The organism is Nocardia pseudovaccinii NBRC 100343 (assembly GCF_001613225.1).
GTDB lineage: Bacteria > Actinomycetota > Actinomycetes > Mycobacteriales > Mycobacteriaceae > Nocardia > Nocardia pseudovaccinii.
In genome coordinates this window covers 45,918-65,539 of sequence record NZ_BDBY01000183.1, presented here as the reverse complement: position 1 = coordinate 65,539, position 19,622 = coordinate 45,918, and the positions used below count along the sequence as shown (strand labels likewise).

The 19,622-nt window shown below is 65.8% G+C and carries 18 protein-coding genes; 9 read left to right on the top strand and 9 right to left on the bottom strand.

Annotated elements, in window-relative coordinates; all coding sequences use genetic code 11:
- The 3 genes from NP3_RS22870 to NP3_RS22860 all read right to left on the bottom strand — a co-directional run.
- Positions 1–1,271 (bottom strand): flavin-containing monooxygenase (locus NP3_RS22870; RefSeq protein ID WP_063043635.1); only part of this gene is annotated, 1,271 nt, incomplete at its 3' end.
- Between the two features lie 51 nt (positions 1,272–1,322).
- Positions 1,323–2,639 carry a cytochrome P450 gene (locus NP3_RS22865; protein WP_063043634.1) on the bottom strand — a complete coding sequence of 439 codons (1,317 nt, stop codon included), beginning with the start codon at positions 2,637–2,639 and terminating at the stop codon, positions 1,323–1,325.
- 148 nt (positions 2,640–2,787) lie between these two features.
- Entirely contained in the window at positions 2,788–4,017 is a 1,230-nt protein-coding gene (locus NP3_RS22860; RefSeq protein WP_063043633.1) for a cytochrome P450 family protein, read from the bottom strand.
- A gap of 198 nt (positions 4,018–4,215) precedes the next feature.
- Here NP3_RS22860 and NP3_RS22855 point away from each other — a divergent pair, with 198 nt between their 5' ends.
- Positions 4,216–5,442 (top strand): MFS transporter, encoded by a 1,227-nt coding sequence (locus tag NP3_RS22855; RefSeq protein ID WP_063043632.1) that lies wholly within the window; start codon positions 4,216–4,218, stop codon positions 5,440–5,442.
- The gene (locus NP3_RS22850) at positions 5,439–5,978 is read left to right on the top strand and encodes a GNAT family N-acetyltransferase (protein ID WP_373864780.1); all 540 of its coding nucleotides are present in this window, start codon (positions 5,439–5,441) and stop codon (positions 5,976–5,978) included. Before NP3_RS22855 ends, NP3_RS22850 begins: the two co-directional genes overlap by 4 nt.
- A gap of 5 nt (positions 5,979–5,983) precedes the next feature.
- On the opposite strand, the gene NP3_RS22845 is transcribed toward NP3_RS22850, so the two are convergent.
- Complete coding sequence (locus NP3_RS22845) at positions 5,984–6,736, bottom strand: alpha/beta fold hydrolase (RefSeq protein ID WP_063043651.1); 753 nt, start codon at positions 6,734–6,736, stop codon at positions 5,984–5,986.
- A gap of 101 nt (positions 6,737–6,837) precedes the next feature.
- Here NP3_RS22845 and NP3_RS22840 point away from each other — a divergent pair, with 101 nt between their 5' ends.
- From NP3_RS22840 to NP3_RS22830, 3 genes are all read left to right on the top strand, one after another.
- Positions 6,838–7,725, top strand: a complete 888-nt coding sequence (locus NP3_RS22840) for an ABC transporter ATP-binding protein (RefSeq protein ID WP_063043631.1) — start codon at positions 6,838–6,840, stop codon at positions 7,723–7,725.
- A gap of 41 nt (positions 7,726–7,766) precedes the next feature.
- On the top strand, positions 7,767–8,531 hold the full coding sequence (locus NP3_RS22835; protein ID WP_063824865.1) for an ABC transporter permease: 765 nt from the start codon (positions 7,767–7,769) through the stop codon (positions 8,529–8,531).
- Positions 8,532–8,606: 75 nt separating this feature from the next.
- Positions 8,607–9,098: a GbsR/MarR family transcriptional regulator gene (locus tag NP3_RS22830; RefSeq protein ID WP_063043629.1), complete on the top strand. Its 492-nt coding sequence runs from the start codon at positions 8,607–8,609 to the stop codon at positions 9,096–9,098.
- A gap of 1 nt (position 9,099) precedes the next feature.
- Here NP3_RS22830 and NP3_RS22825 read toward each other — a convergent pair whose 3' ends face one another.
- A complete protein-coding gene (locus NP3_RS22825; RefSeq protein ID WP_245721068.1) occupies positions 9,100–9,909 on the bottom strand; it encodes a tyrosine-protein phosphatase in 810 nt (269 codons plus the stop codon).
- The gene (gene zapE, locus NP3_RS22820; protein ID WP_063043628.1) at positions 9,906–10,922 is read right to left on the bottom strand and encodes a cell division protein ZapE; all 1,017 of its coding nucleotides are present in this window, start codon (positions 10,920–10,922) and stop codon (positions 9,906–9,908) included. The genes NP3_RS22825 and zapE overlap by 4 nt, the downstream gene beginning before the upstream one ends.
- Before the next feature lie 35 nt (positions 10,923–10,957).
- On the opposite strand from zapE, the gene NP3_RS22815 reads away from it, so the two are divergent.
- The 4 genes from NP3_RS22815 (at position 10,958) to msrB (ending at position 15,367) form a co-directional block, all read left to right on the top strand.
- Entirely contained in the window at positions 10,958–11,719 is a 762-nt protein-coding gene (locus tag NP3_RS22815; RefSeq protein ID WP_063043627.1) for a pyrimidine reductase family protein, read from the top strand.
- A gap of 32 nt (positions 11,720–11,751) precedes the next feature.
- Positions 11,752–13,308, top strand: coding sequence for an alpha/beta hydrolase (locus NP3_RS22810; RefSeq protein WP_063043626.1), 1,557 nt, complete (start codon positions 11,752–11,754; stop codon positions 13,306–13,308).
- Between the two features lie 221 nt (positions 13,309–13,529).
- Complete coding sequence (locus NP3_RS22805) at positions 13,530–14,876, top strand: glycosyltransferase family 87 protein (RefSeq protein WP_245721067.1); 1,347 nt, start codon at positions 13,530–13,532, stop codon at positions 14,874–14,876.
- A gap of 47 nt (positions 14,877–14,923) precedes the next feature.
- Complete coding sequence (gene msrB / locus NP3_RS22800) at positions 14,924–15,367, top strand: peptide-methionine (R)-S-oxide reductase MsrB (protein WP_063043625.1); 444 nt, start codon at positions 14,924–14,926, stop codon at positions 15,365–15,367.
- Between the two features lie 88 nt (positions 15,368–15,455).
- Here msrB and hemQ read toward each other — a convergent pair whose 3' ends face one another.
- The 3 genes from hemQ to NP3_RS22785 form a co-directional block, all read right to left on the bottom strand.
- The gene (hemQ, locus tag NP3_RS22795) at positions 15,456–16,151 is read right to left on the bottom strand and encodes a hydrogen peroxide-dependent heme synthase (RefSeq protein WP_063043648.1); all 696 of its coding nucleotides are present in this window, start codon (positions 16,149–16,151) and stop codon (positions 15,456–15,458) included.
- Positions 16,152–16,544: 393 nt separating this feature from the next.
- Positions 16,545–17,903, bottom strand: a complete 1,359-nt coding sequence (locus tag NP3_RS22790) for a protoporphyrinogen oxidase (protein ID WP_063043647.1) — start codon at positions 17,901–17,903, stop codon at positions 16,545–16,547.
- 102 nt (positions 17,904–18,005) lie between these two features.
- Positions 18,006–19,541: an acyl-CoA synthetase gene (locus NP3_RS22785; RefSeq protein WP_063043624.1), complete on the bottom strand. Its 1,536-nt coding sequence runs from the start codon at positions 19,539–19,541 to the stop codon at positions 18,006–18,008.
- Positions 19,542–19,622: the final 81 nt, after the last annotated feature.

Here is a 19,622-nt window from a genome sequence, read left to right as displayed (position 1 = left end):
AGCCGCTCATCGACGTGCGCTGTCATCTCTTCCTGCGTCGGCAGGGCAAGGCGGCCGCGCAACAGCGCGGCGGTCCAGTGCGCACCGACCTCGGCGCTGAGCGTGCTGATGACCGAGGAGTTGTACCCGACGAAGCTCAGATTCGGCACGCCGATCGGCAAGATCTGCCGGTACAGGCGGAAATTGCCCTCGTCATCGGTGAGCTGACGCTGCACGTACGGGGTCAGGAACGGCACCCGCTGGTGGAACCCGGTGGCGCAGATGACGATATCGGCCTGCAGGGTCGTGCCGTTGGACAGTCGCACCTGGTTCGCGGCCATCTCGGTGATAGTGCTGTCGCGGTGCACCGCGATCAGTCCCATCCCCACCCGCTCGAAGAAATCCTCGGTGACCAGGCTGACCGTGCTCTCCGCGATGTCCTCGAAGCGCCCCTCCGGCACTAGCCCCAGCTCGCGCAGATGCGACTTCTTGGTGGCGAGTTCCTGGATCACATCGAGGTTGCTGTCGCGGAAGCTCTGCCCGGAACCGTGTAGGAACCGTTCGATCCGCCCGAGCTCCTGATAGCGGAAGTGCGCCTCCCCCAGCCTGGTCAGCATCAGCCGTTCGTAGTCGACCAGTCCGCGCGCCAATTTGCGCGGCATCTTCCACAGCAGTCGGCGGGCGACCACGTTCGTCGAGGCCGCGACGTGACTGACCGCCTCGGCGATATCGCAGGCCGACTTGCCATAGCCGACCACCACGACAGATTTGCCGCGCGCCCACTCGACATCCAGGAACTCCGAGGCGTGCCCGATCTGCCCGCCCGCCTGCCGGAACCGCTCGACGCCCGGAAAGTCGGGCACCGCGGGCTCACTGAATATTCCGTTGGCGATGACCAGATGGTCGCAGGAGGTGCGATGGACACCGAGGTGGTCGCGGATCTCCAGCAACCAACCACTGTCGACCGGATCGGCCGCGACCACCTCGGTGCCGAGGCGCAGACTCTCGCCGAAGCCGAAGTGCCGCACGTATCCGTCGAGGTACTGCTGCATCTGCTGCCCGTCCGGCACGCGCGGATAGTCATCGGGCATCGGGAAGTCGGAGAAGTGATATGTGTGTTTGCTGTTCTGTGCGCGCAGGCCGGGATACCGGCGCGTCGCACTCCACACTCCGCCGACGTCCGAGGCCCGATCGAATACCTCGACCGGAAAACCTTCCTGGCGCAACACCTTCGCGCAGGCGAGGCCTGCGATGCCCGCACCTACGATTGCGATGCGGTTCCCGCTCGTCATGGCACGGAGATTACGTCGCTCGCGCGAATGCGGCAAAGCCTCGGTGCGATTTCACGAAGTTGAACGGGGAGTGACTACAATCCTGGCCTTGTCGCGCGGCACGGTGGTGATATTGCGCACCCGTCCGCGCTCGCGTTTCGCCCCCTCGGGCGGGGCCAGGGTGTAGCGAGACAGTATCTCGCGCAGCACCGTGGTGCCCTCCATCAGCGAGAATCCGGCGCCGATGCAGCGGCGCACGCCGCCGCCGAAGGGCAGCCAGGTGTTCGGTTCGACCTCGCCGTCGAGGAAGCGCGACGGACGGAAGGTCCGGGTGTCGGGATGGTTGGCCGGGCTGCGGTGCGCCAGCAGGATCGAACAGCTGACCACGGTGCCTGCGGGCAGTTCCCAGCCGCCGATGGTCATATCCCTGGTGAGTTTGCGTACCGCGCCGGGGATGACGGTGCGCATCCGCATCGCCTCCTTCATGACGGCCTCGAGCGCCTTGTCGTCATCGATGCGGACCGCTTCGTGGGCGTCGCGTTGTACCTGCGGGTTGACCGAGAGTTCGTGCAGCGCCCAGGACAGCGCGGCGGCGGTGGTTTCGTGACCGGCGAGCAGCAGGGTGATGAGTTGATCGCGCAGTTCGGGGTCGGTGAGGGGCGGATCGGACTCGGTATCGCCACCCGCCTGCAATAGCCGGGACAGGACGTCGGTACGTTCGGCCAGGTCAGGGGCGGTGCGCCGGGCCGTGATCTCGGCGTACAGCAGATCATCGATGGCGGCCATATTGCCGTGGAAGGACTTCCACGGCGGATACTTCTGCAGCGCCGGTTTCATCAGGCCGATGTACTGCAGCGGCCCGATATCGACGATGCGGCCCAGCCGCGGTGCGAGCGTGGCCCGGGTGCGCTCATCGGTGACGCCGAACACCACCCGCATGATCACCTCGAGGGTGAGCGCATTCATCCGGTCGAGGGTGATCACCATCGAACCGGGCCGCCAGCGGTCGACCTCCGCGGCCGCGATCTCGGCGACCAGTTCGCGATAGCCGCGCAGGGCCGCGCCGTTGAATGCGGGCATGAGCAATCGGCGCGCCCTTGCGTGTTCGGCCTCGTCGGTCATCAGCACCGAATGCTCGCCCATGACGGGGCCGAGGATCTGGTTGCCTTCGCCCGCGTGCAGGTCGCGTGGGTCGCCCGCGAAGATCTCCTTGATGTGTTCGGGGCGGGTGAATACCACGAGGTTCTGTGCGAACGGCGGCACATGCAGCGAGAAGACATCGCCATAGCGCCGCCGCAGCGGCGGCAGCACCTGGGCGCGGTTACGGATGTACAGCAAGCCCTGTAGAAATGCGGGGATCGGCGGACCGGGTGGATACGCCGCAGTCATCGTTTCCCTCCGCGTCCGGCGCCGGACGCATCGTTACGCCCGGTTCTCTGCACTGTTGCACAGTTGTCCGGCGTGGCGGAAGCCCCTGGGGCACAACGCCTGATCAGCGGGGCCCTCCGCCGCTCTACACACCACCCGAACGCCGGACTCAACGCAGTGCGGGTGCCCCTGCCAATTCGACCGGCAGATCCTGCAACCCGCGGATGAGCATGCTCTCGCGCCAGCGCAATTCGCCACCGGCGGCCGCCAAGCGCAGATCCGGATACTGTTCGACCAACCGCGTGATCGCGATACGCGCCTCCAGCCGAGCCAGGCCCGCACCCAGGCAGTAGTGGATGCCGTGGCCGAATGCCAAGTGGCCAGATGCGGAACGCTCCGGGTCGAACTGAGCCGCGTCGCCGAAGTGCCGTTCGTCGTGATTGGCCGAACCCAGCGCGACGAGCACCATCTCGCCTGCGGGAATCTCGGTGCCGCCCAGCGTGATCGGTTCGGTCGTGTAGCGCAAGGTCGCGACGTTCACCGGACCGTCGTAGCGCAGCATCTCCTCGATCAGGGCGGGCACCGCCTCGGGATTCCGGTGCAGAGCACGATAGCGCGCCGGTTCCGACAGCAGGGTGAGCACGGTATTGCCGATCAGATTGACCGTGGTCTCGTGACCCGCGACCAGGATGAGGAACACCATGGAGATCTGCTCGTCGTCGGTGAGACGGTCACCGTCGGCACTGGCGGCGATCAGGTCCGAGACGAGGTCCTCCCCCAGCCCCTCGGCCCGCCGCCGCGTGATCAGCTGCTCGAAGTAGTCGGCAATGGCATCGGTGGCGTGCCGGACCTCCTCGGGGGTCGCGGTCGATATCTCGACGATGATGCGCGACCACTCCCGGAAATCCGCGCGATCGGCCACCGGCACACCAAGTAGTTCGCAGATGACGGTGATGGGCAGCGGAAACGCGTACTCCGACAACAGATCCACCGGGCCCATGCCGTCCGCGGCGATACGGTCCAGGAGGTCGTCGGCGATCGCCAGCACGCGCGGAGCCAATGCCTCGATCCGAGCGGGTGCGAATGCGGGGGCGACCAGTCGGCGCAGCCGGGCGTGCGCCGGCGGATCGGTATTCAGCAGGTGGTAGCTGATCCGGGCATTTACCGCGCCGACGCCGGTGTCACCGGTGGGCAGACCACGGGCCCTGCGGCTGGCGTCGGTGCGCGGGTCTTTGCGGATGGCCGGATGACGCAGCACCTCGCGCGCGACGTCCAGATCCACCACCAGCCAAGCGCGAACGCCGCTATTCAACTCGATGGGGTGCACGGGGCCTTCAGCGCGCAGCTCCTCGTAGAAGGCATACGGTGTACGAAAGAAATCCTGCGGCAGCTTTCTCATTCGACGGCCCTTCCCCGTTCGCGAGTTGTCTTGCGCCCCTTCGATAGTGGCACGCGATATCGATCTCGACCACCCGCGCGTCGACCGCAGCGACCGAATCTGACCAAGGGATGACCGTCGCGCGCGCCGCATCCACCAAAAGGATGACCATGACCGTCTACCCGGGCACGGCTACGGCCGGGCCGATACTCTCCGCAGATGGGATCGATTTCTCCCGTCCTGCGCGGAGCCCGGATCGCGAATTCGTTCGCCTTCGGGTTGCAGGGCTTTTTCTTCGCGGTAGTGCTCACCGAACTGCCCCAGCAGAAGGATCGCTTCGACCTGTCCGATGGCCTGATCGTCGGTGCGGTGGTGCTGGTTTCGATCCTCGCCGGCGTCGGTAGTGTGGCGGCCGAGCAGGTGGCCACGCGATGGTCGAGCCAGGTCACGGTACGGATCGGACTGCTCGGCATCACGGTCACCGGATGCGCCATCGCGCTGGCCCCGAATATCCCTGTGCTGGCGATCGCCCTCGGGTGCTACGGAATCGCGGTCGGCATCGTCGATGCGAGCACGAATATGCAGGGTGTATTCATTCAGCACGGGTACGGGAAATTCATCCTGTCCTCGTTCTACGGAGTGTGGAGTGCCGGATCGATCCTCGGCGCGTTGTTCGTATCCGCCTGCGAGGCATTGGACATCACGCTGCGGGAATCGCTGTTGGCGGCGGCGGGTGTAGTTCTCGTGGTCGGGTTGGTGACCGGCCCACGCCTGCTCGGCGACGCGGAGGCCGAGTCCGGGCCAGCGGAGGTGGCCGACAGCGAATCCTCAGCATTCGGCATGGTTCCGCTGCGCGTGTACCTCGCCTTCGGCATCGCGGCCTCGCTCGTTTTCGCGATCGATCTCGCCGTCAGCAACTGGTCGGCGTTGTATCTGAAGGAGGATCTGCTCGCCAGTTCGTCCACCGCGGCGTTGGCGTTGGCGGTCTACCAGTGTGCGTCGCTGGCCGCCAGGCTGAGCGGGGATCTGTGGGTGCGGCGGCTCGGCGGACGCCGGGTGGTGCGCATCGCGGGGGCGATCGGCGTGCTCGGACTGGCCGTCGCGGTGGTGGCACCCGGGCCGGTGGTCGCGATCATCGGCTTCCTGATCGGCGGTTTCGGAACCGGCGTCGTCGCACCGCTGTGCTTCAGCGAGGCCGGACAACTGACCAGCGGACGGCAACTCGACGCACTGATCGCGCGCCTGAATCTGTTCAACTACGTTGGCACCCTCGTCGGCGGCGGGCTGGTCGGCGCGATTGCCGCCGGGTTCGGACATCGGATCGGTTTCGTGATCCCAGTCCTGTTCATGGCAATCGTTATCGGACTCGCACGTGTGTTCCATTCCCGTTCCGAACCGGATGAGCTTTCGGCTTCGAACGGAGGTCGTGCTGTACTGGACACATGAGCAACATCCCAGTCACCGTCGACCGGGCCGGATTATGGGACGCCGAGGCCCTCAGTGACGTTGCGGCCGCGACCTTTCCGCTCGCTTGTCCACCGCACGCCACCGCGGACGATATCGAGATCTTCATCGCGGAGGTGCTCTCCGGTGAACGCTTCGGCGAATATCTGACCGACCCCGCTCGGATCGTGCTCAAGGCGGTGGCGGGCGGCGATATCGTCGGCTACGCGATGTTGCACTACGGCGACCCGGCCGATCCCGATGTCGCCAAGGCCGTCGACCTGCGTCCCGCCGTCGAGATCAGCAAGATGTACGTACTGCCCGGTCACCATGGCGCCGGTGTATCGAAGGCGCTGATGAAAGCATCGCTGGAGCAGGCTCGCGAGGAGGCGGTTGCCGGGGTGTGGCTCGGGGTCAACGAGGAGAATGAACGCGCCCAGCGGTTCTACCTCAAGCACGGGTTCGAGCGTGTCGGCACCAAGACCTTCACCGTGGGTAGCCAGTTGCATCACGATTTCGTGATGCGCCGGGTTTTCTGACCGGCTCAGGCCACGAACTCGACCAATGCCGCATGGAAGCTCGGATCCACGACGGCCATCAGGTGATCGCCGGACACGATCCGCAATGTCGCATCTGGCAGTGCGGCCGCGAGCCGATCGGGCTCGGCGGCGAACGGATCCTTATCGCCCGCCAGTACCAGGCTCGGCATGGTGATCTCGGCCAGGGTCTTTATCGGCTCGTCGTCCAGGCCGGTCGCGACCGCCTCGATGGCATCGCGGTCGGCGCGCACCGCGTCGGCGAGGATGCGAAACATCATCGCGATCGGTGGTGTGCCCGCGCCGTCACCGCGCATGGCGGCGCGCAGATCGTCGATATCGATGACGCGCCGGTCGACGCCGCCGCAATCGAGCACACCGGAGCCGATGCCGCCCACTGCCAGCTTGCGCACCCGCTCATCCGCCCCCGCCACCAGCAGCGAAATGATCGCGCCCATCGAATAGCCCACCTGCACAACGTTATCGAAGCCCAGCTCGTCGTAGAGCGCGGTGACGTCGCGCGCCATCCCCGCCCATGAATACCGCGCCGGATCATGGGGTTTCTCGGAACGACCGTGTCCGCGCGCATCCAGTGACACCACGGTGTGCCCGGCCGCCCGCAGGGCGCCGACCACCCCGGTTGCCATCCAGTTGGCATTCGTATCGGCCACTACCCCGTGCTGCAGTACGACCGGGCTGCCTTCGCCCTCCCACACGCGGTAGTTGAGCTCCAGTCCGTCCCAGGTCTTGAACGTCGTCATGACCGGATCGTAGCCCGACCGATAGGTTGACAAGTTCTTCATGTTCAGTATCTACTGAACATATTAGTCTTTGCGGAAGATGCAGGAACTTAAGGAGAATCATGACCACCGCCGCGATCCGCACCGAGGGCCTGACCAAGCACTACGGCAAGCATGTCGCACTCACGGATCTGAACCTCGAGGTCGGCCAGGGCGAGGTGTTCGGGTTTCTCGGGCCCAACGGTGCGGGAAAGTCCACCACCATCCGCATCCTGCTGGATCTGATCCGACCGACTTCGGGCCGTGTCGAGGTGTTCGGCATCGAGCCACGCGCCGGTGGTGCGCAATTGCGCAGGCGCATCGGTTACCTGCCGGGCGAACTCGAGATCGAGGGTCGCAATACCGCTCGTGACCTGCTCGCCTTCCTCGCCGATCTACACGGCGATGTCGCACCGGATCGGATCACCGATCTGGCCGATCTGCTCGATCTGGACCTGTCGAAGAAGGTCGGCGCGATGTCCAAGGGCAATAAACAGAAGGTCGGCATCATCGCCGCCTTCATGCACAATCCGGATCTGCTGATTCTCGACGAACCCACCTCCGGACTGGATCCGCTACTGCAGCAACGCTTTCTGGATCTCATCGGCGCGGCCAAACGCAACGGACAGACGGTGTTCATGTCCTCGCACATTCTCAGCGAGGTGCAGCGGACCGCCGATCGGGCGGTCATCATGCGCGCCGGCCAGTTGCTCGGCACCGAGAATGTCGAGGATCTGCGCAGGCGTTCACCACGCTCGGTCGAATTGGTCTTCGGCGAGGACATTTTCGGCGACGACTTCGCCAGACTGCCCGGTGTGCGCGATCTGACCGTCGACGGAAAAACTCTACGCTGCACTACCGAAGGCGAGGTCGACGGGCTGTTCAAGATGGCCGCGAAATACCAACTGGTGAGCGTGCTGTCCAGCGAGCCAGATCTCGAACAGATCTTCTTCAGCCTCTACGGCCGTTGATCAAACATCCCCGAATCATTTATCGCACAGGAGAATTCGTCATGACTCGATCGGTCTTCACGCAGACCTTGACGGAACAGCGGCGCGGCCTGATCGGCTGGTCGATCGGCTTCGCCGTCATCCCGATGATGTATCTGCCGTCCTACCAGTCGCTGAAGGAGCAGGGCTCGCTCGATATCAAGCAGAACACGATGTACGAGGCCATGGGCGTCAGTGACTTCGCCAGCGCCAGTGGATATTTGAACGCGACGGTGTTTTCGCTGATGGGTCTGCTACTTATGCTGATCTTCGCGGTCACCTTCGCCAGCCGTTCGGTGGCACAGGAGGAGAACGGGATACTGGATCTGCTTCTCGCACAACCGATCAACCGGATGAATCTGCTGCTGCAGCGATTCGCCGCACTGGCCGTGCAGATCACGATCGCCACCACCGTGCTCACCCTGAGCGTTATCGCCGGGGCCGAGCAGGGTCGGCTGGAGGTATCCACCGGCAATATCGTGGCCGCGAGCGCGGGGCTCGGATTGCTGGCACTGGTCGTCGGTGCGATCACGCTACTGATCGGCGCGGTCACCGGAAAGCGTTCGGTGACACTGGGTTCGGCGTCGCTGATCGCGGTGGCGGGCTATCTGGCCAATAACCTCGGCGGTGATTTCGTGCGCAAGCTGTCGCCCTTCTACTGGGCCAATGGGGGCGCTCCACTGGTACACGGCTGGAACGGTATCCACCTAGTGGTGCTGGTCGTCGTGGCCGCGGTCGCCCTGGTGCTGGCGCTGGCCGCCTTCGATCGCCGTGATCTGGCGGTCTGATCGACCGATACGGGGCGGGCCGACACGGTCCGCCCCGTTTACCGCTCTGCGCATTCTGGAAGGGATACTTCTCCGATGGGCACCACCGACAACGAGCAGACAGCCGGACCGACTCCGGAAAAGTTGGCATTCGTCGAGGATTTCGCGCTCGTACTGGAGCGGATGGGCCTGGTCCGGATGACGGGCCGGGCCGCGGGGTGGTTGCTTGTCAGTGATCCGCCGGAGCAGACCTTCGGCCAGATCGCCGATGCGCTGCAGGCGTCCAAGGGTTCCATCTCGTCGGCATTGAAGACGCTGGTCACCATGCGCTGGGTGGACAAGATCTCCAAGCCGGGCGATCGCAAGGACTACTACTCGATCCGGCCCGGAATTCTGCCGGAGCTGACCCGTCAGCAGAGCGGCATGTACACCGACCTCACCAATATGACCGCGCGCGGGCTCGCACTATTCGACGACCCGAATGGTGCTGACGCCGAACGGGTTCGAGATATGCACGAGTTCTTCGTGTGGATGGGCAAGGAACTGCCCGCGCTGATCGATCGGTGGTATGCCGAGCATCCCTCCTGATTCAGGCCAGCAGCTTCGCCTTCAGTGCCGCCACATCGGTGGCCGACAGCTTCAATCCCGCACGGACATAGTTTTCGAAACTGCCGTAACTCTGGTTCGCCTGGTCGAACGCGGCATCCAGCCACGCGGCCGAGACGCCGTTGAGCGGATCGTTCGGGCTGGCATTGCGGTACTGGTTGGACAGCAGGTAATCCTGCGTGACGGTGTCGCGGTCCACGCCGAGGATGGTCAGCAGGACCGCGGAGGTCCAGCCGGTGCGGTCCTTGCCCGCGGTGCAGTGGAAGAGTACGGCGCCGTCGGTGTCGGTGATGTCGCGCAGCACCGAGGCGAAGGCCTCGTTCGCGCCGGGCGCGGTGATGAATGCGCGGTACAGGTCATTGCCACCGGTGAGGGTGGTGACCAGGGTTTGCGGCGGGGCCTGACCGATGACGTCGTTCCAGTTCGCGACCGCAGCGGCGGGCAGGCGGTCGGGCGCGACGGCCCGCTCGTAAACGGTGCGCAGATCGTCGACCACGCGCACCTGACGGTCGGTCAGCACAGCCAGATCGGCCGGAGTCGCATTATTGAGCTGGCCGGTGCGGTAGACCAGCCCGGTGCGCACCCAGCGTCCGTCGGTGGTGCGATAGCCGCCCGCGTCACGGCCGTTCTGCACGCCCTGCAGATTCAGTGCGCGGTCGAAGGCGACCGGATCGGCGACGCTGACCGGGTCGGCCAATGCGACGCCTGCCACCGGACCGAAGGCGACGGTCAAACCGGCAGCCAGTGCGACCGGGACTCGAACGGAACGACGGACCACGGGTGCTCCGGTCACGCGGCAACCTCGAAGCGCGAAAGCGCCAGCAGACGCGAAATCGCACGCAGGTACTTCTTGCGGTAACCACCGTCGAGCATCTCCTTGGAGAAGATCTCGTCCAGCTTCGCACCCGAAACCGTCACCGGAACGCTCGTGTCGTACAGCCGGTCGGCCAGCACGACGATCCGCAGCGCGACCGCCTGATCGGTCACCGGATGCACATTCGCAATGAATACCGACGACACCCCGGAGATCAGCGCACCATACTTCGACGGGTGCAGCGTACTCAGATGTTTCAGCAGCGCGTCGAATTCGTCGAGCGTGGAACCCGTTGTGGCACAAGCGCGTTCGGTGAGCAGCTCCGGCGAGGTTGGTTCGGGAGCGGGCGGCAGATCGCGGTGCCGGTAGTCCGGACCGTCGACGCGCACGGGTTCGAAGATCGAACCGAGCTTCTTGATCTCGCGCAGGAAGTCCTGGGCGGCGAAGCGGCCCTCCCCGAGCTGGCCGGGCAGGGTGTTGGAGGTGGCGGCGATGGAGACGCCGCGCGCCGACAGTTCGGTCAGCAGCCGCGAGACCAGCATAGTGTCGCCGGGATCGTCGAGTTCGAATTCGTCGATGCACAGCACACTGTTCGCCGCGAGCCGCTCGACGGCATTGTTGAAGCCGAGTGCGCCAACGAGATTGGTGAGTTCGCCGAAGGTGCCGAAGGATTTCGGCGCGGGCGCGCTGTGGAAGATGGAGGCCAGCAGGTGGGTCTTGCCGACGCCGAAGCCGCCGTCGAGGTAGAGCCCGGCGCCGCTGATCGGCTTCTTCTTCCCGAAGAGGCTCTTCTTGTTCGCCGCCTGATGGATCTTGGCGACCTGACCGGCGAAATCCTCGGCCTTGCCGACCGCGGCCGACTGGGTCGGCTCCTTGGGATCGGGAATGTAGGAGGCGAAACTGACCTCGTCGAACATGGGCGGTGGCACCATCTGGGCGACCAACTGGTCCGCCGGAACCTCCGGATGGCGATCGACAAGGCGCTCTTGCATGCTGGAAGCCTAATGACGTGGTGTGATCTTTCTTCATGCAGCGTATCCACAATGCGATCCAGCTCACAGGACTGAGCCGGGACGAGCTCGCCGACCTGTACGCCTACCCCACCGAACTCGAGGCACCTTGGGTCCGCGCCAATTTCGTCTCCAGCATCGACGGATCCGCCACCAGCGGCAATGTCTCCGAAGGCCTCGGCACCCCCGCCGACAAAACCGTCTTCATGCTGTTGCGGCAATTGGCCGATGTGATCGTGGTCGGCGCGGGTACCGCGCGGGCGGAGAACTACGGCGGCGCCGGGACGGACCCGGTCTTCCGGCGCGCCCTTTACGACCGCGGCATCGGCGGACATCGCGACGGCGCACCGCCACCGATCGCCGTGGTCACCGCGAGCGCTTCGCTGGAGGCGGGAGCGCGGCTGTTCACCGATACCAAAGTTCCGACTCTGATCATTACGACCAGCACCGCGCCGGAGGATCGCAAACGGCAACTGGCCGATGCGGGCGCGCACGTCATCGAGGCGGGCGGTGTCGCGATCACCCCGCAGGGCCTGCTCGACACACTCACCGACCTCGGGCTGCGGCGTGTGCTGTGCGAGGGCGGTCCGCATCTGTTCGGTGAGTTGCTGGAGGCGGATGCGGTCGACGAACTGTGCGTCACCACCGCGCCGATCCTGGTGGGCGGTACCGCGCGCCGAATCTCGCTGTCGGCACACGAGTTCCGGGTACCGATGGTGCGCAGGCATGTCCTGCTCGACGACGACGGCACCGTGCTGACCCGCTGGACCCGTTCATGAACAAACCGCACGAACCTGGCAGGCTGTAGCGCATGCGCTGGACTCGGGCCGTCGTGCTGGCATCGACACTCTCGATCATGATCGCCGGATGCGGTGCGGGACCTTCCGATCGCCCCGGCGTCGCCGTCGAGCGCGCGCCGCAGGGCGGGGCGGGTCCGCACCCGACCACGGTCATCGCGCCGCCGCCCGATGCCGGTGTCCCCAAAACCGATCTGACCTGGCGCGATTGCACCACACCCACGCTCGACCTACTCGGCCTCGGCCCCGCGCCGTCCGGCCTGGTCCTGGAGTGCGCCGAGTACACCACCCCGATCGATTCGACCGGCGGTGTGCTCGGCAACTTCCGCACCGGCGCCATGCGGGCCCGGCTGCCGCAGACCCCGACCGACGTCGCGCCGCTGGTCATCACCTCCGGCGCGGACCGCTCCTCCACCGCGACACTGGCCGGGCTCGCCGTCGGCGCGGGCAACGGGCTGCTGGCCAGCCGCCCGATCGTCGCCGTGGACCGGCGCGGTCTCGGCACCTCGCAACCGATCGACTGCATGACCGCCGAGTCCCGCCGCGGCCTGGCCGATAACGGGCAATTCGGGCCGGGTGCAAGCGATCCCGTCGAAGCGGTGACCGGATTCAGCCAGGACGCCACCATCGCCTGTCGCGACTTCCTGCAGCCCTACGAGGGCACCTTCGACGCACCGCACGCCGCCGACGACATCGAGCAACTGCGCAGGCAATGGCAGGTCGACCGGATCGACCTGCTCGGTTCGGGCAACGGTGCGAAGGTCGCGCTCAGCTACGCGCGCAAATTCGGCGACCACCTGGCGCGTTTGGTGCTGGACTCACCGGAGGCCGTCGGCGCCGATGCCGTCACTCGCACCGAACAGCGTATCCAGGGCGCGGAGGCCGCGGTAACCGCATTCGCCCAGCGTTGTACCGGCGTCGGCTGCTCACTCGGTGCCGACCCGCGCGCGGCGATCATCGATCTGGTGCGCAAGGCGAGCAGTGGCGGACTCGGCGATATCTCCGCGAATGCGCTGCTGACCGGGGTGTCGGGCTTCCTGGCCGCGCCACGCGACCAAGCCGCGCATGTCGCCGAACTCGCCGACGCGCTCTCGGCCGCCGGGCGCGGCGATCGCGGTCCGCTCGGGACGCTGATCCAGCGCGAAACCGCCGCCACTGCGGCCGACGGCCAGTTCGTCAACCGCTGCACCGACAACCAGCTGCCGCCGAGCCCCACCAAGGCCAAGGAGCTCGCGGACACCTGGGGCACCAAATATCCGGTCTTCGGCAGGTCGGCCGCGATCGGGATGATGGAATGCGTCGCGTGGCCGGTCAGTGCCGCACCGCCGCTGCCGGAGAAGCTGGACCTGCCGGTTCTCGTGCTCGGCGGGATCGCGGATCCGTTGGTCGGCGACGGCGGTCAAGCCTCGGTGACCGGTGCGCTCGGCGCCGCCGGCGCGCGCAAGGCCGCGATCACCTGGCAGGGTTGGGGGCATCCGGTTTTCGCCCATTCCGGTTGTGCGCAGCGGGCTCTCATCGACTACCTGAAAGACGCCAAGCTGCCTGCTGATGGGACGGCGTGCCCCGCATGAGCGAGCGCATCAAGAGCACAGCCCCTTTAGGGGATATGGCGGAGCCGAGCGCTAGCGAGGCGCAGTCGTATGAGCGAGCGCAGTGAGCGAATCGATGACACAGCCCCTTTAGGGGATATGACGGAGCCGAGCGCTAGCGAGGCGCAGTCATTTCCCCTAACCTCGGCGCGCCAGGTAGGTCCAGGCAACCGTCGTGTGTGGATCCGGTGTACCGTGCCCCAGTGTTACTTCGACAGCTCGAGCCTCGCACCGCTCGCACCACCGCCGAGGTGATCAAGTTCGCACTCTGGCCGCTCGCGGTCATGACTGTGCTCAACCGGGTCTTCATCAAGGCAGTCAACGGGTTCATCACCGACGACTTCAAACCGGTCTACAACGCGTCGCTGGCGTTCCTCAACCACCGACCGGTGTACACCGCGAATTACAATCTGGTGGATCCGCACTACTTGTATCCCCCGAGCGGCACGCTGCTGATCGCGCCCCTGGCGCTGATCGATCCCGAGAAGTCGCGCTGGTGCTTCATCCTGTTGAATGCCGCGGCCATCATCCTGGCCTGGTACCTGCTGCTCAAGCTGTTCAAGTTCACGGTGTCGTCGGTGGCGGCGCCAGCCCTGCTGCTGGCCATGTTCAGCTCCGAAACCGTCATCAACACACTGGTTTTCACCAATGTGAACGGATGCGTGCTGCTGGCCGAGGTGGCCTTCATCATGCTGCTGCTCGCCCGGCGGGATCTGTGGGCCGGTGCGATATTGGGTTTGAGTATCGCGGTGAAACCGACGCTCGCACCGCTGGTGCTGATCGCGGCCGCGCGCGGGCAATGGAAGGTGTTCTACACCGCTATCGGTGTTCCGGTCGCGCTCACCGCTGTCGCCTGGCCGCTGTCGAAGGACGCGGACAAGTTCTTCACCCGGACGGCGCGCTACATCTTCGAATCCCGGGACTACTTCAACAGCGCGATCGTCGGCAATGCCGCATATTACGGTCTGCCGCTATGGCTGACCTGGGGTATTCGCATCGTGATGGGCGTGGTGGTAGCTATCTCGCTGTGGCTGCTGTACCGCTACTACCGCGACGACGAACTGTTCTTCGTGACGACCTCGTCCGGTGTGCTGATGACCGCGTCGTTCCTGCTGTCCTCACTGGGTCAGATGTACTACTCGATGATGTTGTTCCCGCTGCTGATGTCGGTGGTACTGCGCAATTCGGTGCTGCGGAACTGGCCGGCGTGGCTGGCGGTCTTCGGATTCATGTCCTACGACAAGTGGCTCTCGGACCGCTGGCAGGGCCTCGGGCGCAATCTGGAGTATCTGCGCATCACCTTCGGCTGGGGTCTGCTGCTGATCGTCATCACGTGTGTGCTCGGCGATCGGTATCTGGCGGCGCGACGGGAAGGTCGGCTGCAGTTCGGAATCGATCCGGAGTGGATGCGCTCGGCGCCGGATTCGCGGGATGCCGCCGAAGACGCGCCGTTGGTGGTCGAGCCGGAGACGGGATACGAAAGCACTCCCGGCGAGGCGACGAACGGCAGCGAATTGCTCGATGACCCGCGGGCGAGCGCACTCAAGTAGCGACTGGACAGTCGGCGCGGGCAGCGAAAACCTATTAGCGTGGAGCAATGAGTTCTGACGCCGACACGTCCCTACCCGCACCCCGGATCCAGCTGACCCCACAGGAGTGGAAGGCCAAGCTGAATCCGGAGGAATACGCGGTGCTGCGACAGGCCGCGACCGAACGCCCGTTCACCGGCGAGTACACCGACACCAAGACCGAGGGCGGCTATATGTGCCGGGCGTGCGGGGCCGAATTGTTCCGCAGCGCCGAGAAATTCGATTCGCATTGCGGTTGGCCGTCGTTCTTCGACCCGGCGAAGTCGGAGGCGGTCATTCTGCGCTCCGACGACACACTGGGCATGCACCGGGTCGAAGTGCTGTGCGCGAATTGCCACAGCCACCTCGGCCACGTCTTCGAGGGCGAGGGATACAACACGCCCACCGATAAGCGCTATTGCATCAACTCCATCGCCCTGCAACTGCACCCCTCGGGCAGTGCAGCGGAATAGAACGACTGCGCGCTGAGCGAAAGATACAGACCGACCGGCTTGTTGCGCATGCCCCGAAAAACTGGGGCATGCTCGATCGGTCTTCAGCTCATGGCAAGGCGGCGATGAGTTTTTCGATTTCGACGCGGGGACCGGTGAAGAAGGGAACCTCTTCGCGCACGTGCAGGCGAGCCTCGGTGGCGCGCAGATCACGCATGAGGTCGACGATGCGGTGCAGCTCCGGTGCCTCGAAGGCGAGGATCCACTCGTAGTCGCCGAGAGCGAAGGAGCTGACGGTGTTGGCGCGCACATCCGGGTACCCGCGTGCGGCCTTGCCGTGGTCTGCGAGCATCTTGCGGCGCTCGTCGTCGGGCAGCAGATACCACTCGTAGGAGCGCACGAACGGGTAGACGCAGATGTAGTTGCCCGGATCCTCACCGGCCAGGAACGCCGGAATGTGGCTCTTGTTGAATTCGGCGGGCCGATGCAGCGCCACATTGCTCCAGACCGGGGCGCTGGCCCGGCCCAGTTCGGTGGTGCGCCGGAAATCCGCGTACGCCGACTGCAGATCCTCGATCCGCTCGGCATGCGACCAGATCATGAAGTCGGCATCGGCGCGCATCCCCGCGACGTCGTAGATGCCGCGAACCACGACATCACGCTCGGCGAGCCCATCGAAGAACGCCCGCGCCTCCTTGACAGCGGCCTCACGGTCGTCCCCCAGCACCCCCGGCTGCACCTGGAACACCGAGAACATCAGGTAGCGGATGGTGGAATTGAGTGCTTGATAGTCGAGTCGCGCCATGATTCCTATGGTGCCACTGCGCCGAATCGATGTATCCGTGCGGGCCGTTCCCGACGCGGATGCACGCGCCGCATCTCCGCGGCGGGCAGCGTGCGACGCAGTGCCGATCAGCTCGCCGCGGCTCGGGTTATGGCACTGCAACCCGGTCGCGGCACCGCGCAGGCGCAACGCCGATCTGGACGCCGCAGGTCGGGCCCCGACCACCAGGAAGTCGCACTACGCGGCGCCGATCGCGATGCCGGAGCTCAGATCTGGCGCTGGCCAGCCCATAGTCGCGGTCCGTGGCACGGCTGCCGCGGCTCAGGTCAGGGCACTGCCTACCCGGTAGTCACATCGCGCAGCGCCATCAAGACACCGCAGCTCGAGGTGCTGCCTACCCCGGCGCCGCGCGGATCAGGCGGCGGTGTGGGTCAGGGTGGTGGCTATGCGGTGGGCGGCGGCGCTGCCGGAGGCTACGCAGGCGGGGACGCCGACACCGTGGAGGTAGGCGCCCGCTATCGCAAGGCCCTCGAAATCGGCTGTGGTGGCTTCGATTTCGGCGATGCGGTCGAGGTGACCAGGGGCGTATTGGGCGAGACCGCCGGGCCAGCGCTGAACCACGGCCGAGATCGGTTCGATGGTGGCTCCGGTGACGGTGGCGAGGTCTTCGGTGGCGGCGGCGATGAGTTCGGTGTCGGACCAAGTCTGGGTGGAGTCGTCGCCGAATTTGCCGAATGAGGCTCGGACTGCGGCGGTTTCGCGTTCGGCGAGGTGGGTCCACTTGCGACTCGACAGGGTGAAGGCCTTGGCGCGCAAGGGTTCTCCGGTGGCGACCAGGATGCCGGAGTTCTGCGGCAGCGCGGTGTCACGCGGAAGGGCCAGGGCCACAACGACAGACGAGGACAATTCGATGCCACCGGCGGCCGATGCGGCGGCGGGCGCGACGGGGCGCAGTAGGTTCGCGGTCACCGGGGCGGGGGTGGCGAGCACCACCGCGTCCACCGCGCCGACCGGGTCGACTACCCAGCCGTGGGACGCGCGGGTGAGGTGGGTGGCCGAGATCGCGGTGATGAATTCCGCCTCGGACTTGGCGGCCAATGCGTCGAGGAGCACCCGGTAGCCGTCACGAAGGCCGCCGAAAACCGGCGCGTTCGAGGGCGGCGGCATCGCGGCCGCGACCGCCTGGGTGAGGCTCGACGCACCATTGTCGAGTGCGGCGGCCAGCGTCGGCAGTGCGGCGCGCACCCCGATGGAGCGCGAACTGCCCGCATAGACGCCACCGAGCAGCGGATCGACGCTGCGCTCGGCGACCTGCGCGCCAAACCGGTCGGCTACCAGGCGGTAGACGTCGATGTCGGCGTCCGGATACCAGGCCAGCGGCCGTCGCGTCTCCGCATCGATCCGCTCGAGCGTCTCGGCATCGACCAGCCCGCGCATCGACTCGGCATCCGACGGAATGCCCATCAACGTGCGTTCCGGCAGCGGATGCGCGCTGCCCTGCGCCCAGACCAGCGGCCGCAACCCGGCGGGCACCACCAACTCCGATTCCAGCCCGAGCTCGCGCAGCAGCGCGGGTACCTCCGGCCGGCGCCCGACGAACGCCTCCGCCCCGAGATCCAAAGGCTCTCCGGCCAATTCGCCGGTATAGAGAATCCCGCCCAGCCGCGCGCCCCGATCGATGACCACGATCTCCGCCTGCGTCCCAAGCAGCCCCCGTAACCGGTACGCCGCGACAAGCCCGCTGATCCCGCCACCGACCACCGCGATTCTCATGTCGCGACCGTAGCCCGCCGACGGATCCGCACCGACCACACCCCTCACCTTCGTGACCGAGCACACGGTCAGCACCCGGAGTCCGAGGACCGGGCGGGTGTTTCAACGGTCGCCGCGCAGCTGCGCCCGAATCTCCGGCTTGAGCACTTTGCCGATTTTCGAGCGCGGCAGATCGGGCCAGATCTCCACCTGCTTGGGAGTTTTCACCCCGCCGAGTCGCGCCTTGGTGTGCTCGCGCAGTTCGTCGACGGTCACGGTATGGCCGAGGTTCAATTGCACGACAGCGGTGACCCGCTCACCCCACTTATCGTCGGGAAGTCCGATGACCGCGCAGTCCTGGACCGCCGGATGCGTCAGCATCGCCTGTTCGACCTCGGCGGAGTACACGTTGAATCCGCCGGTGATGATCATGTCCTTGGCCCGGTCGACGACGTAGAGATAGTTGTCGGCATCGAGGTAACCGATGTCTCCGGTGTGATGCCAGCCGTACCGCGACACCTCGGCCGTCGCATCCGGATTCTTGTGGTACCCGGCCATCACCAACGGACCCCTGACCACGATTTCGCCGCGCTCACCCGAGGCAAGCAGCCGACCCTCGGCATCCATGATGGCCACCTGGGTGAGCGGGGTCGGCCGTCCGGCCGATGACAGTCGTTCGGTGGCGATCGATCCGTCGGGACGGAAGTGATCTTTCGGCGCCAGCGTAGCAACCATCATGGGCGCTTCGGACTGTCCGAACAGCTGGCCCATGACCGGGCCGATCCGATCCAGCGCCGCGGCCAGCCGGGCCGTCGACATCGGCGCGGCGCCGTACCAAAGACACTGCAGCGAACCGAGATTCGCTTCCGGCAGCGCCGGGTGATCCAGCAGCATGTAGATGAGCGTCGGCGGCAGGAAGGTGTGGGTGATCCGGTGCCGCTCGATCAACGTGAGAAATTCACCGAGATCCGGGGCGGGCATCACCACGATCTCACCGCCGAGGGTGAGGATCGGAAAGCACAGCACGCCCGCCGCGTGGGTCAGGGGTGCCAGCGCCAGGTAGCGGGGCCGGAGTTCGAATGGATAACTCATCAGGGTCAGTGCGGTCATCGCCTCGATATTGTGGCCCGTGAGCCGGACACCCTTCGGTCGTCCGGTCGTGCCGCCGGTGCCGACCAGCATGGCGAGTTCGTCGATCGGCTCGACCTGCGTTGGATCGGCCGGACAATCGCGCACCCAGTCCTCGAAACTTGTTGCGTCGGAGGCATTTCCGTCCAAGCAGACCAGGGTCCGCAGTCCGGGTAGTTGCGGTGCGATGACCGAAACGAGTGGCGCGAAGGCGGATTGGAATATCAGGCAGGTGCAGTCGAAAAGGTCTAGTAGTTCCCGATTCTCCGCCGCCTCGTTACGTGGATTGATCGGACACCACACCGCGCCTGCGCGGGCGATGCCGAATACGCAGGCGAAGGCCAGCGTGTCGTTCGCCGACAGGATCGCGACCCGCTCGCCGGGCCGGATGCCGGATCGCGCCAGTGCCCCAGCGATGCGCCACGACAACTGTTGCACCTCCGCATAGGTCAGCGTGCGCCCGTTCATGGTCAGGCAGGGCGCGGCGCCGCCGAGTGAAGCGCCCTTGTCGAGATAGTCGGTCAAACGCACGGTAATCCTCTGCGGAAGCTGTTGTGGAAGTGGCCGATTCGGGCCACGGGCAGCGCTGGACGCCCGTGGCCCGAGGCCGCG